The 15,919-nt window shown below is 44.0% G+C and carries 16 protein-coding genes and 1 pseudogene; 9 read left to right on the forward strand and 8 right to left on the reverse strand.

Annotation, left to right across the window (positions count from 1 at the left end):
• The first annotated feature begins 121 nt into the window (after positions 1-121).
• Complete coding sequence (locus SHAL_RS19655; protein ID WP_012278863.1) at positions 122-1,744, forward strand: mechanosensitive ion channel family protein; 1,623 nt, start codon at positions 122-124, stop codon at positions 1,742-1,744.
• A 78-nt stretch (positions 1,745-1,822) separates the two neighbouring features.
• Here SHAL_RS19655 and SHAL_RS19660 read toward each other — a convergent pair whose 3' ends face one another.
• The 3 genes from SHAL_RS19660 to SHAL_RS19670 form a co-directional block, all read right to left on the reverse strand.
• Positions 1,823-3,535, reverse strand: coding sequence for a formate--tetrahydrofolate ligase (locus SHAL_RS19660; RefSeq protein ID WP_012278864.1), 1,713 nt, complete (start codon positions 3,533-3,535; stop codon positions 1,823-1,825).
• A 258-nt stretch (positions 3,536-3,793) separates the two neighbouring features.
• Positions 3,794-4,660: a MaoC family dehydratase gene (locus tag SHAL_RS19665; RefSeq protein ID WP_012278865.1), complete on the reverse strand. Its 867-nt coding sequence runs from the start codon at positions 4,658-4,660 to the stop codon at positions 3,794-3,796.
• Positions 4,661-4,768: 108 nt separating this feature from the next.
• Positions 4,769-5,653 carry a TraB/GumN family protein gene (locus SHAL_RS19670; RefSeq protein ID WP_012278866.1) on the reverse strand — a complete coding sequence of 295 codons (885 nt, stop codon included), beginning with the start codon at positions 5,651-5,653 and terminating at the stop codon, positions 4,769-4,771.
• A 45-nt stretch (positions 5,654-5,698) separates the two neighbouring features.
• Between SHAL_RS19670 and SHAL_RS19675 the strand changes: the two genes are divergently transcribed.
• A complete protein-coding gene (locus SHAL_RS19675; RefSeq protein ID WP_012278867.1) occupies positions 5,699-6,010 on the forward strand; it encodes a hypothetical protein in 312 nt (103 codons plus the stop codon).
• A gap of 127 nt (positions 6,011-6,137) precedes the next feature.
• Here the strand turns inward: SHAL_RS19675 and SHAL_RS19680 are convergent, their stop codons facing one another.
• On the reverse strand, positions 6,138-6,662 hold the full coding sequence (locus SHAL_RS19680) for a DUF3016 domain-containing protein (RefSeq protein ID WP_012278868.1): 525 nt from the start codon (positions 6,660-6,662) through the stop codon (positions 6,138-6,140).
• Positions 6,663-6,971: 309 nt separating this feature from the next.
• On the opposite strand from SHAL_RS19680, the gene SHAL_RS19685 reads away from it, so the two are divergent.
• The gene (locus SHAL_RS19685; RefSeq protein WP_012278869.1) at positions 6,972-7,277 is read left to right on the forward strand and encodes a hypothetical protein; all 306 of its coding nucleotides are present in this window, start codon (positions 6,972-6,974) and stop codon (positions 7,275-7,277) included.
• Between the two features lie 395 nt (positions 7,278-7,672).
• Positions 7,673-7,981, forward strand: a complete 309-nt coding sequence (locus tag SHAL_RS19690) for a hypothetical protein (protein ID WP_012278870.1) — start codon at positions 7,673-7,675, stop codon at positions 7,979-7,981.
• A gap of 113 nt (positions 7,982-8,094) precedes the next feature.
• Here the strand turns inward: SHAL_RS19690 and SHAL_RS19695 are convergent, their stop codons facing one another.
• Complete coding sequence (locus tag SHAL_RS19695; protein WP_012278871.1) at positions 8,095-8,604, reverse strand: DUF4240 domain-containing protein; 510 nt, start codon at positions 8,602-8,604, stop codon at positions 8,095-8,097.
• 180 nt (positions 8,605-8,784) lie between these two features.
• Between SHAL_RS19695 and SHAL_RS19700 the strand changes: the two genes are divergently transcribed.
• The 5 genes and pseudogenes from SHAL_RS19700 to SHAL_RS19715 all read left to right on the forward strand — a co-directional run bounded on the left by SHAL_RS19700 (position 8,785) and on the right by SHAL_RS19715 (position 11,274).
• Positions 8,785-9,180 carry a hypothetical protein gene (locus SHAL_RS19700; RefSeq protein ID WP_012278872.1) on the forward strand — a complete coding sequence of 132 codons (396 nt, stop codon included), beginning with the start codon at positions 8,785-8,787 and terminating at the stop codon, positions 9,178-9,180.
• Positions 9,177-9,373: pseudogene (locus tag SHAL_RS23525) on the forward strand (response regulator); the annotation flags it as partial. The gene SHAL_RS19700 and the pseudogene SHAL_RS23525, both read left to right, overlap by 4 nt.
• Before the next feature lie 171 nt (positions 9,374-9,544).
• Positions 9,545-9,817 (forward strand): HU family DNA-binding protein, encoded by a 273-nt coding sequence (locus SHAL_RS19705; RefSeq protein WP_012278874.1) that lies wholly within the window; start codon positions 9,545-9,547, stop codon positions 9,815-9,817.
• A gap of 253 nt (positions 9,818-10,070) precedes the next feature.
• On the forward strand, positions 10,071-10,763 hold the full coding sequence (locus SHAL_RS19710; protein WP_012278875.1) for a TorF family putative porin: 693 nt from the start codon (positions 10,071-10,073) through the stop codon (positions 10,761-10,763).
• Positions 10,764-11,094: 331 nt separating this feature from the next.
• Positions 11,095-11,274 carry a PA3496 family putative envelope integrity protein gene (locus SHAL_RS19715; protein ID WP_041416137.1) on the forward strand — a complete coding sequence of 60 codons (180 nt, stop codon included), beginning with the start codon at positions 11,095-11,097 and terminating at the stop codon, positions 11,272-11,274.
• 78 nt (positions 11,275-11,352) lie between these two features.
• Here the strand turns inward: SHAL_RS19715 and SHAL_RS19720 are convergent, their stop codons facing one another.
• The 3 genes from SHAL_RS19720 to SHAL_RS19730 form a co-directional block, all read right to left on the reverse strand.
• Complete coding sequence (locus SHAL_RS19720; protein ID WP_012278877.1) at positions 11,353-12,732, reverse strand: alanine/glycine:cation symporter family protein; 1,380 nt, start codon at positions 12,730-12,732, stop codon at positions 11,353-11,355.
• 581 nt (positions 12,733-13,313) lie between these two features.
• Positions 13,314-14,528: an organoarsenical effux MFS transporter ArsJ gene (arsJ, locus tag SHAL_RS19725; protein WP_012278878.1), complete on the reverse strand. Its 1,215-nt coding sequence runs from the start codon at positions 14,526-14,528 to the stop codon at positions 13,314-13,316.
• A gap of 232 nt (positions 14,529-14,760) precedes the next feature.
• A complete protein-coding gene (locus SHAL_RS19730; RefSeq protein ID WP_012278879.1) occupies positions 14,761-15,780 on the reverse strand; it encodes an ArsJ-associated glyceraldehyde-3-phosphate dehydrogenase in 1,020 nt (339 codons plus the stop codon).
• Positions 15,781-15,919: the final 139 nt, after the last annotated feature.

The raw sequence follows: 15,919 nt of genomic DNA on the forward strand, positions 1-15,919 counted from the left end.
AAAGTTTAACAGATTTAGCCGAGTATTCGCTATTTTGCTTTCCACTATCACAATAACAAATCGACAGTCTTCCAAAGGCGTAATATTATTATTAAATTCTGGGAACTAACGGACATATCAAATGCATAAAATGCTCCCCAAAATTTTAATGCTTATTCTCTGCTTCTGCTCATATGCAGCAACAGCAACCACAGAGAATACTGAATTAACCCATAACCTAAATAAAATTCAAAGCCTGATTGATGCTGATGTAAAAGCACTACCGAATGCTAAAGGCGAAATTAAGAGTTTCCTTGAGTACCGCATTGGCCGCAATGCCGCCTTACTTCAGGACACTTTAAAGGCACAAGTGGAAAAAACGGATCCTGATTTCGCTTTCCTAAAACCTTATATCGTTAAGCAGTTAGCTTTCACCGATGAAGTAGAAACTTACTTTGAAAAACAAAGAGCTAATCTTATGGGTCAAGTCGGTAGCGGCGACGACAATAAGATCATGCTTGGCCTGATGCAGATCCAGCGCGAGCAAGATAAGCTGTTCACTGCAGAAAAAAGCCTATTAAACTGGGCTAAAGACTCAGGAGCCGATACCGACGCACAGACTAAAACCTTTATTGCCACCTTGGTAACCCGTGCCGATGATCTCAATAGTTTTGTCTACTACAACCAAGAACGCTTAACCCAGGCTGTGGCCGATGTTCAAGTCGCCGGCGCCGATGTTAGTAGCGAGCAAAAGGCGCTTGTTGTTGATCTAAAAGAGCGTTTAGAGCAAAGCTCAACGAGCCTTTCTACCACCATAGATCTACTGGACTCTTTAGGCCAAGATACCGCCCTCTACAAGCAGACGCTATTTAGCATTTCTGGTGATATCACGCAGGACGTACTGAACTTAGATGTAGCCAGTAGCTTACTGTCTGAGTGGGTGACTATCGCTAAAAATCAAGCGATGGAAAATGGTGCGAGCATTCTATTTAAACTGATCATCTTCTGTCTTATTCTGTTCCTATCTAGCCTAGTAGGCAAGGTCGTTAAGCGTGTAGTTCAGAAGACGGTTAGTAACTCAAAGCTTAAATTCAGCCTGCTGCTACAAGACTTCTTTATCTCGCTATCGGGTAAAGCGGTGTTTGCCTTAGGCCTATTAATCGCCCTATCACAGCTTGGTTTTGAGCTTGCGCCACTGCTTGCTGGTTTCGGTATCGCCGGTGTGATTATCGGTTTTGCTCTGCAAGATACACTATCTAACTTTGCGTCTGGCATGATGATCTTGATTTACCGTCCATTTGATGTCGGCGATCTTATCAACGCTGGCGGCGTAACGGGTCGTGTAAGCCACATGAGCTTAGTTTCGACTACGATTAAGACCTTAGATAACCAGAGACTTATCGTGCCAAACAATAAGATCTGGGGCGACACGATTAACAACATTACCGTTGAACATCAGCGTCGTGTGGATATGACCTTTGGTATCGGCTATAGCGATAATATCGAGCATGCAGAAAAAGTGCTGAATGATATCGTGATGGCACATCCATTAGTGCTTAAAGATCCAGAGCCGATGATTAAGCTGCATACCTTAGGCGAGTCCTCAGTCGACTTTATTGTTCGTCCTTGGGCTAAACCTGAAGATTATTGGGATGTGTACTGGGATATTACTCGTACGGTTAAAATGCGCTTCGATGCCGAAGGTATTAGCATTCCGTTCCCGCAGCGCGATGTGCATATTTATCAAACTGCCTTAGAGAAATAAATCCTGTCGCTCTAAAGATAAAATTAAAAAAGCCCCGATAACTTAGGTTGCCGGGGCTTTTTATTAGCTATTGCAATCTTAAGCTAGGCCAATAATCTCGCCATCATCATTAATATCGACATTGAGATAACCCGGTTTAATTCCAAGACCCGGCATGGTCATCACTTGGCCAACTAATGCTGTAACAAAACCGGCTCCCGCATTCAGTCTTAGCTCGGTGATTGGTAACTCAAATTCTGTCGGGATCCCTTTAATACTGGGGTCATGACTTATCGACATCGGCGTTTTAGCCACGCAGATAGGTAGCTGGCCATAATTATGTTTGGTTAGCCAGTGTAGCTGTGACTTGGCCTTATCGGATAACGTCACGCTCGATGCACCATAGCCAACTTCTGCGAGGGTCATTAGCTTAGCTTCTAAGCTTGTGTCGCTTTGATAAAGTAACTTAAAGTCCGACGGCGTTTGTGTGGCATGATAAACCATATCCGCTAGTTTAGTTGCTCCCTCGGCACCTTTACCAAAGGCTTCACTGATCTCGCTACCAAAGGCCTTAGTTTGCTCAACAGCCTGCTTAAGCCACTCAAGCTCCTCATCGGTATCGGTTGGGAAGCGGTTAATCGCAACCACAACAGGTACACCATATTGGCTTACGTTGTTGATATGCCACTCTAGGTTGGCAAAACCTGCTTGTAGACGCTCCATATCAGGCTGATTAATATCTTTGTCAGACTCGATGCCACTGTTAGCTTTAAGTGCCTTAAGCGTCACGACAACCACAGATGCACTGGGCGCATAGCCCGACTCTCTCACCTTGATATTACTAAACTTTTCAAAGCCCATATCGGAGCCAAAGCCCGCCTCAGTGATAACTACATCGGCTAGCTTTGCTGCAATGGTGTCGGCAATAATAGAGGAGTTGCCATGAGCGATATTGGCAAATGGCCCTGCATGAATGAAACAAGGGTCACCAGATAAGGTTTGCATCAAGGTTGGCTCAATCGCATCGGCCATAATTACCGTCATTGCCCCTGCAACGCCTAACTCTTCAGCGGTAATCGGCTCACCTTGGGTATTAAGTGCCAACACCAAGCGGCCAATACGCTGCCTTAGATCCTTCAGATCTTGGCTTAGCGCCAAGATAGCCATCAGCTCTGACGCCGCAGTAATATCGAACCCTGATTCATGAACCGGACCGTTAACTTTGCCATACCCGACTTTAATCTGTCTTAGGCTACGCTCGTTATGGTCGACCACTCGACGCCAGAGGATATTCTCAGAATCGATATTGAGCGCACTTAAGCCTGACTCTTGAGCAAAGACTTCAGCTCCCAAACGATGTTCATGGAATAGACGAGCATCGATTGCGGCGGCCGCTAAGTTATGAGCACTACTCACCGCATGAATATCACCGGTCAGGTGCAGATTAAGCTCTTCCATCGGTACGACTTGCGCGTAGCCACCGCCCGCAGCGCCACCTTTGGTGCCAAATACAGGTCCCATGCTCGGCTGACGAATACAGGCGCAAGTTTTAATACCATTGAGGTTCATGGCTTGAGTTAGGCCAATGGTGGTCACGGTTTTACCTTCACCAAAAGGCGTCGGAGTAACGGCAGTTACAATCACTAACTTGGCATTTTTTTTATCGGCTAATCTTCTAGCGACTGACTGTGAGACTTTAGCCTTGTTAACACCACAAGGAGAAAACTCATCTGGATTCAGTCCGAGATCTTTTGCGATTTCGGTGATAGGTAAACAAGTATGTTGGCGCGAAATTTCAATATCTGACTGCATGCTTATGGCTCCACAATCTATTATTATGTAGGGTAGTTACCGCTGCAATATAGGTCATCTCTGATATCGAGAAAATAACAATGCGTTGTTATTTTAGCTTTTTGTAATCTACGTCAATAAATTGGTTATTTTTTTGCCGATTTAACGTGCAGATGCACTTGATGAGGCTTTTTCATGATGCCCCAAATAGCGGGGCTAAACTTAAATTTCTCATACAAAAAAGACGCTTAAAGCGCCTTAATTTATCATCATTGATGTTTATAAAAAGGTAATTTCGCCACTCAGATGTGGACGACGTCCCTTTTGATCTCTGAGTTCAAATACGGTTTTATCTTCCTGCTGTTCGGCCGCAAAGCTAACACTGTTAGGCATAAACAGCGGTAGCTTAAATGCCACATCGATCTGACAGGCGCGCTCGCCAATGCTCGGCATCAACTGGGCAATACAGCGTCCTTTTGACCACATTCCATGAGCCAATACACGATCAAAACCAAAGCGCTTAGACATCACAGGGTGTAAATGAATAAGATTATAGTCACCGGAGGCCTTAGCATAACGACGACCAAGATCTTCGGCCAAGCTCCAGCTTACAGGTTCTTGCCAAGCCATATCATTGGCTTTAGGTGGACGAATTCGCTTTGCCTTACCTTCGATACGATATAGATAAGTTGATAGCGACTCCCATACAAGCTCGCTGCCCACATACGCTTTAGAGACTAACTCGAACTCAAGACCTGAATCTGTCATACGACTCGTGGTTAGCGCGCATTGGATCTCGAACTTCTCATCCACGCGAGCACTACGATACATAGTTATGCTATTTTTTAAGTGGATCATCCCAAGCAGTGGGAAGGTGATCGCTTCATGGGTAAAAATTGCCGCATGTAATCGAAATGCCATCACATACAGATAGGTTGGCGGTAGCGTGTTTCCGTCAAAATCAAAGCCACACACTTTTGAGTATTGCACCACCTTGTCTGATGATAGCGATACGTTTTGGCTCGTCACCTTGACCATCGGCAATGGCTGCTCGTCCCAGCCGGGCTTGCGTCCAAAAAATATTTTGCGATAAAGCGTGAATAGCGAAGGCAACGCCTTTAAATCGATACAGTATTCTTTATTCAAACCGATAAAACCTTTTGAAATGACACGAGGAACCCAAAACAAGCGCCATATTATACATCAAAATGACCAAACCCGATAATCGCACTAGCAAGCTGTGTTAAACGTGCTTTAATTACAAGTGTGTTGCCAACAGTTTTTAGTCTTAACGCCAAAGGGCTGCAAGTAGGACTGAACACTCTTTTTACCCACTAAATGCCCTGCGCCAACGACCACAAATAGTGGCTGCATAGTTTTTGATGATTGCATCAAATCAACTATCCCCTGAGCCATGGTTTTATTGCGATCCCAGAGCATCTTCTCAACCATTTGTGTCTCCCCATCACGCAACATCTCCCCCTCCATCAGATCGGCAAGCTCTGTTTCATCGCCACTACGCCATGCTGCTATTAATTTAAGCATATCTGAATCTGGCGCTTCAATGGCCTCTCTCACCATATTCCACTGTGTGTCTGCATCAAAAGACGATAGCAGATTAAATTGAAACTCCGTACTTTCTAACTCATATACGGGCCGATTTCCCGCCTGGCTTACTAATACCGAATCCACGCCATAAAGACCGCTATAACCGAGTGCGGCATAACGCCCAATACTAAGCTGCATCGACTGTAACCAAGGGGCATAGTTCTCAATGGAGGTACAAAATTGCTGCTTATCTTGACAGTACTGAGACAATACGGTCTCGGTTTTTGCATCTATCGGGATCTTTTTCGAACCATACTTAGCTAACAGCGCTGGCACATTAGCGCCTCTCACATCCGCCTCAACCACTAATGCTGCCGACTGTTGAAACGCCTGCTCGACCTGTTTTGCTAATGGGAAAAAGTTCTGCTGGCCAATATGGATAGAGCCTAGAAGATAAGCAGTCTGACCTTGATAAGATATCTGATAAAAAGGCGGTTTATCATCCGGTGCAGCCTGAATTGTAACTGACACAAACAGCAAGCTGAGCCCTGCTAATGAGAATAAACACCTAACGACACTTGTTGCTATCATGCTTGCCCCTTATAATTCAGCAAAATTTAAAATTGAGAGGCTGTTATGCCACACACACAGGTTATCGAGCAACTTAAAGCCAGTTTGCAAACCGCCTACCGCCAAGCAATTGATGCCGATGCGAGACTAGATGAGCTTAAAAAAGCGGGTCACGTGAAGTTTGATACCATCTTTAGTACATCTGAAGGCTTCACTACCAAAAGCAATCGTTTCACACCATATGTGCAGGAACTTGCCGCCGATATGGAAGGATTTATTCAAGATCCTGATACGTTTGCCCAGTCGCTAGAAAGCTACATTCCTAAGCTTGGCTTACTACTACAGACTATGCAGGCATTTAAGTCTAACGCTAAATAGTTTATCAGCGCACAGAAAAAAGGCTAAGCGAGCAGAAAGCTCACTTAGCCTATTTATATTGAAGACTGCAATGAGTCTATAAGCCATGCTCAGGGTTTACGGCGCTAATAACTAAGAATCAAGCAAGTTAAAGGTTTGGCTTCACCGTTTTTTTAAGCCAAGACGCTAGTAGCTCATTTTCATAACGATAAGGCTTGTCATTCATCTTATTGATTGAATACATAAAGTTTAAATCTGTTAGCTTCTCATCACCAGCCATAATCACTTTATCGCCTTCAAGAATCTTATAGCTAAAGGTAATGCGTGGCGGATAGATATTCTTTACGATTCGAAGATCATTCGTAGTTGCACCAAATGTAGGCCTAACGTCACCCGCTAAATCTAAATCAGTCACCACCATCTCAAGCTTCTGTTCTGGCTTAAGGATCTTCGCAGCTTCCTTGTTTAAACTCTTGGTCAACTGCTCGAAGGTACGCTTTTCGAAACGAGATTGAATATCACCGCTAGATTCAACGTCACGAAAGTTGCTAGGGTCTTGCCATTCCACTTTTACCACGCCTTCTTCAGTAATCGGGTTTTCAACCACTTCATCTGTCGCCCAAGCTGAGCTAGATGCAAGTAAACCCGCTACCAGTAAATGTTTAACCTTCATATGTGCCTCCACTGTTGAGCATGATAGGATGATTGAACTATACAATAGTGAACCTGTATCGAAACTTAATCTAGTATCGTTAGGCAGTTAACACTCTAACATTAGTAAACCATACTTTAAGTAAGCTTGTTACAACAAGCTGAATCAGCATTTAATTTAAGTCTCATTAATCACCTTATCGATTGCTTTATCTGGTGCAGCTCTTAAGCTAGAAATGCTAAGCCCTAGGCTCTAGGTTATTAGAAATCGGTTACTACGGTTAAGTGACTAAAAGACTGCTATTGAAAATCAATTATCGGAAATGAGTTCATGCAAAAGTTAGCCCCTGTTTTCTTTGTCATAATTTTATTTGTAGGCCTAGCCGCAGCCATTTTTAGAATTACCCCATCCGAAATATCTTCAGAGCCTGAAACATGGTCAGCTTTTATCTATAAAAATGGATATAACTCCGGAAAGTATGAGAAGAAAGATGACTTTGACAGTTATCCAAGCTGTAAAGCCTATGCCGAACAGGAATCAGATAAACTCCAAGGTGTTGCCTGGGAGTGCGGCTTAAACTGCGGTTTTGATTCGATGCGACAGGGCTTTCATTGCGAAACGATGACGAATGAGTAAGTGATCACTTTAATCTCTCTGTGTGGAGCATTAGAGCTGCGGGCTTCACCTTAACCCGCGGACCATAAACAACCAGCAATCTTGATAAACACCATTCCCCTGCAATAAATAAACAACCTTACTTTGATGCAATAGTTCAAAACGATTGCAGCTTACTCAACAACTTTCTCAACATATTACTCAACAACTTAATTAGCCATTTATCATTTAAAACATTAGCAGTTCGTTTTTTGTTCAGCTTGGGTACATGTTGCATCCGCTAACATTCGTATCAAGTTAACTCGAACCACTGAGGAATACTCGCAAGCTTGCCACTAACGCAGCTTAAAGCAAACGTGTAGCTAAGAGTAAACGCTTCCTGAATGGGTCATCTATTTAATTGCTTGGAGTCAAATATGAACTATTCAAATATTACCAACATCCCTTTTTCTGGCCGCATGGCATTTATCGCAGTGCTATTAATCTCTTTCAGCTTTATCGGACAGGCTAACGCTAATGAGTTTACCGCTAAGGAAAAAGCCGCTATCAGTGAGCACTATGACATCCTTGCCGAACATCAAGCCGAATCAGACCAAGCCTTAGAGTCAAAATTACAGGCAGAATTTGACGAGCAAGTGCTCGACTCTGAGCAAGAATTTATGGAGCTGACCTGTGCCACTCACGGCTTAGATTTCGATAGTGAATTTGAAGTCTGTTACGAATAACAGCAAATAAAAGGCTAACAAGAATCCATGATAAGTCGCAATTCGCGGGCAAATTGCCCAACAAAAAACGAGGCCAAGGGGCCTCGTTTTGCTATTTACGTAATCGTTTTACCTTAAAACGGGAATGCTGCACTTAACTGTGGATAAGCCGCTTTAAGTAATTTTTTCTTATGAGAGAACTTTTTCCCCGCGGGGTTTGCCTGTCCCGATGGCACATAAGGGAGCTCATCATCGCTACGATCTTCATAAAGCTGACCCGCAATAAGATCGTATTCATCAACAAAAGGATAGGCATAGCCATCTTTTTCAGGCCAAAGTGCTAATAAGCCTAATTCATCAGGCGATTCGACCACTTTGTCGTACCAATCTTTGCCTAATGAAATTAAGAAGCAACGAAACTCGGCAAAAGCATACTCTGAATCACAGCCAGTAATAATGTAAGCCGCGCCCCAAACAGCCCAAGAGTACGAACGACGCATCTGCTGACCAAATATCTTATCAAAGTCTCGCAACTCTTCATTACTTAATGGGCTCAGCTTTTGCTTAAGCGCTTCAGCAAGTTCTGTTTGATCTTGTTGTGGTGATGTTCGGGTGACTAACTCCCAAAACTCAGACTCTGTCATCGGATTCTCTAAATTGTACGCAGTAATGGTTGCTATTCTATCGCATTACCCGTCATCTTAGCTAAACAATCTCACCCATCGATTAAGCCAATTAACCCCACAAGTCATGTAGACGTGGCCAGCTGTTTTTCTTAAACTTCTAGCAACAAACTTATAAAAATATAGCGGCTTTAAATACCCATGACAAAACCTCACCCACTGTTAGCCATATTAATGTTTCTCTACACTCTACTCGCGGTTGCTGCGCTCTGGCGCACCTTTACTACGCAAGCCTTCGACCTATTAACTTTAGGTGTATTTCCAGTGCTTTATGGCCTAATACTACGCAAATTTTGGGCCGGTGTGGTACTCAAAATCTACCTCGCTATTCAAACTGTTGCCCTACTCGCATTAGCAACAGCGGCTGTTATCGGCTACCAGATCACTCCAGAGGACGTTAAAGTCGTTTATAACGGTCAGAATATTCCTATTATTGGCATCGTCATTGCCGCAGCCATCATTATGACATTCCAGTTCTGGGTCGCTTTTAGTTCAAAGACACGACTATACTTAAAGCCTGAGGCTGCAGATATTTGATCATTACCGATTACAATATGCCAAGCGTAGATGGTTTAGCGCTCACCCAGTTTATTAGCAACGACAGCCAACAATCTCATATTCCGATTTTGATGGTGTCATCAGAGGTTTCAGAGGTTAATACCTCCATTTAAACCGTGTGCCACAAGCCGGAGTGAATGCGCTTTATGACAAGCCTTTAGAGCAAAATTGACTGAAACAGCTCCTCTAGCGATGACTCGAATCGTAAAAACTGAGAAATCGCCCCTATTTTTGACTTTAATGCCTATTTCATAGGGTTAAAGCGCTTTTCAAATGCAAATGCTTGTGGCATGTTACATAACGCTACTAACAAATAAATCTACGGAAAGAAGAGACTATTCAAATGAATAAGACTGAACTTGTTGCAAAAATGGCTGAATCTGCAGAACTAACTAAAGCAGAAGCCGCACGCGCCTTAAAATCTTTCGAAGTCACTGTTGCAGAAGCGATGAAGAATGGAGAGAAAATCTCTATTGTTGGTTTTGGCTCTTTCGAAACGACAGAACGCGCAGCGCGTACTGGTCGTAACCCACAGACTGGTAAAGAGATCCAAATCCCAGCAGCTACAGTTCCTAAGTTCAAAGCTGGTAAGACGCTTAAAGATAGCGTTAACTAAATCACTGTTTCCGCAGTTGATAACTAAACCTCCTTGCGGAGGTTTTTTTATACCTGCATACTCCAAAAACCCCTTCATTATCCTGCTCTATCACGGTGCTTTTTTGCCCCAGTTTGATTCATTTCAGCTATAACTACCCACACGCACATTAATAACTCATTGTTTTAATTGATTAAAAAGTTTGGCTTAGACTTTGCTAAATAAGTTGTGAGCATAAAACAACACAATGAATGTTTCTGCAAAGGGGAATAAAATGAACAAGTTACTAATCAATAGTGCGGTAATCCTACTGACATCGCTACTCGGCACTGCAGCCCACGCAGCAGTGGAAGCCAACATAGGCGCAACCTCAAACTACCTATGGCGCGGAGTGACACAAACCGATGATGCAGTGGCTGTGCAGGGTGGTATCGATTACAGCCACGATTCAGGCTTCTATGCAGGCACTTGGGCATCGAATGTCGACTTTGGCGATGACACTAGCTATGAAATTGATTTTTATGCCGGCTTCGCCGGCACTATCGGCGACGAGTTTGAATATGACTTGAGCTACCTCTATTACGCCTACCCGGATGCAGATGCCAATATCGACCTAGGCGAAGTGACCGCATCGGCGAGCTGGAGATGGATAGCCGTGAGTTACTCACACTTGGTAAACGCAGGCAGCGATGTAACCGCTCCAACTGTTGATAATACCGATATGGGTTATATTCAAACCACCCTGACTTATCCACTATCAGATACACTGTCGATTTCTGCTCATTATGGCTACTCTACAGGCGATGTCGTCACCGCTTGGTTTGACACTAACAACTATGCCGACTATTCAATCGCACTGAGTAAAGATACCGACTTGGGAACGGTCTCTTTTACAGTCAGTGACACAGATCTTAAAAATGATGATGCTAAGGTTTTACTCGGTTATAGCTACAGTTTTGACCTATAACTCACTGTAACAAAAGCCATTTACTCATAATTTAAGAGTAAATGGCTAATGATGCAATTACCGTTAAAATGTTGCTGACTTTCACTAAACATCTAAAAAACATTCAAAATAATAAAAAACGAACTCTAAATGTAATTTTGTTACATGGATCGCATATTTTTAAATCACATCCTGCTAAATTCCAAATTAAGCACTCACTAATAGGTTTAATTAAGTAAGCCAATGAGTGCAGACATTGTTTAGTTATTAACCATATGGTATCGAGAGTATTCCCTTTTAACGCTAAGCAAGCGATTCGGAACAATGGATACCTAGCTAAGAGGAATTCGTGATGGCTCAGACTATTGATTTTGTGCCCAACGATGTAGAGGTGGAGGCGTATACTACGCCTAAAAATCAGCAGGCTGCTGACGAGTTAGCGCACAAGAAAGAGGTGAAAAAACGCCTCGAAGCCTATCTTGAAAGAGCACAATTAAAACGTGATTTAAGTGAAGATGACTTTTGGGCATAAACTTAAAATAGCGTAATAAAAAAAGCTCCTGAGATACTATCCAGGAGCTTTTTTAGTTTTTAAACATCCAATAATTGCCTATTTCGCTTTTTGCGATTCCAAATCCGTCTCACGCTTCTTCAGAAAATACTCCCTGGTTAACGCAAATACTACAGGGCTAAGCAATGCTAAAGCTATCAAGTTAGGGATCGCCATCATAGCGTTGAGGGTATCGGCCAACAGCCAGATAAACTCGAGTGAACTCACCGCACCTAATGGTACCACTAAGGTCCAAACGATTCTAAATGGCTTAATCGCTTTCACGCCAAATAGGAACTGCACACACTTCTCACAGTAAAAGCTCCAACCTAAGATAGTCGTAAACGCAAATACGCTTAGGGCAATCGCTACCACATAGTTTCCAAGCGGGAAAGCATGAGAAAAGGCAAACGAGGTGAGCGCCGCGCCATTTTCACCCGAGGTCCAGGCTCCCGATACGATAATTGCCAAGCCAGTAATGCTACAAACAATCAAGGTATCGATAAATGTGCCCAACATAGCGACTAAGCCCTGAGCAACCGGATTATTTGTTTGCGCTGCCGCGTGAGCGATAGGCGCACTACCCAGACCCGCCTCATTGGAGAACACACCACGCGCAACACCAAAACGAATTGCAGCCCAAACCGCCGCTCCGGCAAAACCACCTTGTGCAGCCACTGGATTAAAGGCACTGTGTAAGATCAACTCAATGGCAGCAGGGATCTCAGCGGCATAGACCACCAATACCGCAATACCTGCCGCAATATAAAATACCGTCATCATAGGCACTAATTTGCCAGCAACATCGGCAATACGCTTAATACCGCCCATTAGCACTGCACCAACCAATACCATTAGCACAACGCCTGTGATCCAATTAGGCACACCAAAGTTACTGCTAAGCGCATCGGCTACAGAGTTAGCCTGCACAGTATTACCAATACCAAAACCCGCTAGCGAGCCAAACAGTGCAAAAGCGGTCCCTAACCACGCCCACTTCGAACCTAGTCCATTTTTGATGTAGTACATTGGGCCACCAACGTGGTTACCATTGTCATCCACTTCACGGTATTTAACCGCTAATACGGCTTCGGCAAACTTTGTTGCCATGCCCACCAGCGCCGTACACCACATCCAAAATAACGCACCCGGTCCGCCGATAAAAATCGCAGTAGCAACACCGGCAATATTACCGGTACCTATGGTGGCTGACAGTGAGGTCATTAAGGCATTAAAAGGGCTAATTTCCCCCTTCATCCTCTTATCTTTATCGGGAATACGCCCAGACCATAAGAGTTTAAATCCGGTGCCGAGTTTTAAAATTGGCATCAAACGCAAACCCACTGTTAAAAATAAGCCCACACCTAAAATCATAACCAACATGGGTGTCCCCCAGACCACGCCGTTGATCATGCCTACAAAATCAGTAATAGCTTCCATTCAAACCTCGTCGATACAGAGAATTTATCGTTATTATTTATATTTATAATCATGTATTTAGGGCTTTTTGATCTTGCATTTTTGATCTTGAATTAGACTAGAAAGATCAAAAGGTCCTAACAAAGCGAATGCTCATCCCTATAGAGATAAAAACACTCAAACTTTCAAACAGAGTACAACGAATTGTTAACCTTTGGGAAGGCTAAAAAATAAACTAGAGCGGTTTACCATAGTGTGTAACCACGCTATGGCAAAGGTCTGTTATAGCAATAGCTTGCCATAGAAAGGGCTTTTATCTATGCATCGCTCAAGGCAACTTAAAGGAAATAACAAAGGTCACAAACAACATGGCAGCCGAAATAAACAAGCAAGCCGAATGCTGACAACCCCGACTCTTGATAGATCCAGCCAGAAGGCACCTTGACTATTTAGAAGCGATCAACTTCGAGTTCGAGGTAATTTGAAGGAAATAACAAAGGTCACAAACAACATGGCAGCCGAAATAAACAAACAAGCCGAATGCTGACAACCCCGACTCTTGATAGACACAGCCAGAAGGCACCTTGACTATTTAGCAGCGATCAACTTCGAGTTCGAGGTAATTTGAAGGAAATAACAAATGTCACAAACAACATGGCAGCCGAAATAAACAAGCAAGCCGCAAGCCCCGCTTCTTGATAAACCCAGCCAGATAGAATCGTCCCCAGTAATCTTCCCAGCGCATTGGCCATATAGTAAAAACCAATATCGAGCGACACTCCATCGTCGTTGGCATAGCTGACAATCAAGTAACTGTGCACAGAGGAGTTGATAGCAAAGACGGCGCCAAAAACCATTAAGCCCACAATAAGCGCAATTTGAGGTGCCACCCAGCCAGTAAAGATAAGCACTGCGAGCACAAGCGTTACCACGCTCAGTAATCCCGCCCAAAGTGTTGCGACGTGACCGTCAGGTGTCTTGTTTCTTGCGGTTAAAGAGGGCGCGATGGATTGAACCATACCATAGCCGATAACCCAGAGCGCAAGAAAAGCACCGACGCTACTGTGATCCCAACCTAATTGGCTAGCAAGAAATACTGGCAGTGCAATTACAAACCACACATCTCTAGCGGCAAACAAAAACAGTCGCGCAGCTGATAAAATATTTACACTTTCACTCTTAGAGAAGATCTCGGTGAATTTAGGCTTTGATTTAGCCTTGCCTAAATCGGCTTTCAATCTCAGCATACTGCCAAGCCAAACGACACAAAGAGCTGCCGCCATTATGGCTACGGCTCCGGTAAAGCCGGTAAGCGATAACAATAGGCCACCGAGAAAAAAACCCGCACCTTTGAGTGCATTTTTAGATCCTGTCAGCATCGCCACCCAGCGGTAGAGCTTATCTTCAGCATCTTTAGGCACTAAGGTTTTTATCGCACTCTTAGCACTCATCTTATTAAGATCTTTGGCTATTCCCGACAGCGCCTGCGCCGCCATAACCCAAGGCACAGTGAGCATGGCTGTTGGCAGTAATAACATGGATAGCGCGACAATCTGCAAACCTAAGCCGATATTCATGGTGCGATTCAGCCCAAGCCTAGCCCCTAGCCAGCCGCCAATAAGGTTAGTGATCACGCCGAAGATCTCGTAAAACAGGAACAGCATCGCAATCGCCAGCGGCGTATAACCGAGGTCATAAAAGTGCAGCACCACCAACATGCGCAGGGCGCCATCGGTGAGAGTGAATGCCCAGTAGTTCCCCGTCACTAATAGATACTGCTTAACGCTATCTGGCAAAGAACGATATTTAGCTATCACAACTTACTTTCCATATACCAAGAATCCATATACCAGAATCAAAAAAAAAGGAGCTAGGATGCGAGGGCGTGGCTTCGCCACTGCTAGAATGCTGCGCTGCTAGGAAAGCAAAAGCCAAAACTGCATATACCGTCTCAGCTTTCATCGTCTTAGCTTTTCCTGCTTTTCCTAGTACCTAGGTCCTAAGACCTAGAACCAGCTCTTCCTAGAACCTAGAAGCAAAGAGCCATTGTTAGCACTTCCCAGCTTGATCCAATCGTCCGACCATAATCGCTAATTCAGCGGTACGGTTAGCATAACCCCACTCATTGTCATACCAGACGTACAGTTTAACTTGGGTACCGTTAACCACCATGGTCGATGGCGCATCAATAATGCTTGAGCGAGGGTCAGTTTTATAATCTACAGACACTAGTGGGCGTTCTTCGTATCCAAGAATACCTTTAAGCTCTCCCTCTGCAGCCTCGCGTAATAACTGATTCACCTCAGCTTCTGTGGTATCGCGGTTTAGTTCAAATACACAATCTGTGAGGGATGCATTAGCCAATGGCACACGCACTGCATGGCCGTTTAGCTTTCCTTTAAGCTCAGGAAAAATATGGGTAATTGCCGTTGCGCTACCCGTGGTTGTTGGGATAAGGCTTAAACCACAAGCACGGGCGCGACGTAGATCTTTGTGGGGGGCATCCAAGATCGTTTGGGTATTGGTAATGTCATGAATCGTGGTCATCGAGCCATGCTTGATACCGATTTTTTCATGGATCACTTTGACCACTGGCGCTAAGCAGTTGGTAGTACACGATGCTGCAGTCACGATGGGGTGAATATCTTTATTATAAAGATCATGATTCACGCCCATCACTACGTTCAATACACCTTCTTCTTTCACTGGCGCTGTCACCACCACTCTTTTAACGCCTTGATCTAAGTAAGCTTGCAATAGAGCCTTGGTTTTCATCACACCAGACGCTTCAATCACCACATCACAACCAGACCAATCGGTATCGGCAATCGCGTTATTACGAGTGGTCACAATGCGGCTTTCTCCAATAACGATAGTATCGCCGTCTGCCGTTGCTTCTTCAGACCAACGACCGTGTATGGAGTCAAATGTCAGCAAGTGGGCTAGTGTCGGTGCATCACCTGCAGGATCGTTGATCTGTACAAACTCAACCTCACTGTTATTCCAAGCCGAGCGTAATGCTAGGCGCCCCATTCTACCGAAGCCATTGATACCAATTTTGATTGTCATAATCGTCTCTTAACCTGTTATTGAATGCTGTAAGCTGGAGCTCTTGTACTAGCTTCTTGCTTTCGTTTTAGCGCTAGCACAGAACTCAACCTATTTATAAATGCTATTTACTAATAGCTAATCTCTAATTATCTTGGCT

This window comes from Shewanella halifaxensis HAW-EB4 (assembly GCF_000019185.1).
Classification (GTDB): Bacteria; Pseudomonadota; Gammaproteobacteria; order Enterobacterales; family Shewanellaceae; genus Shewanella; species Shewanella halifaxensis.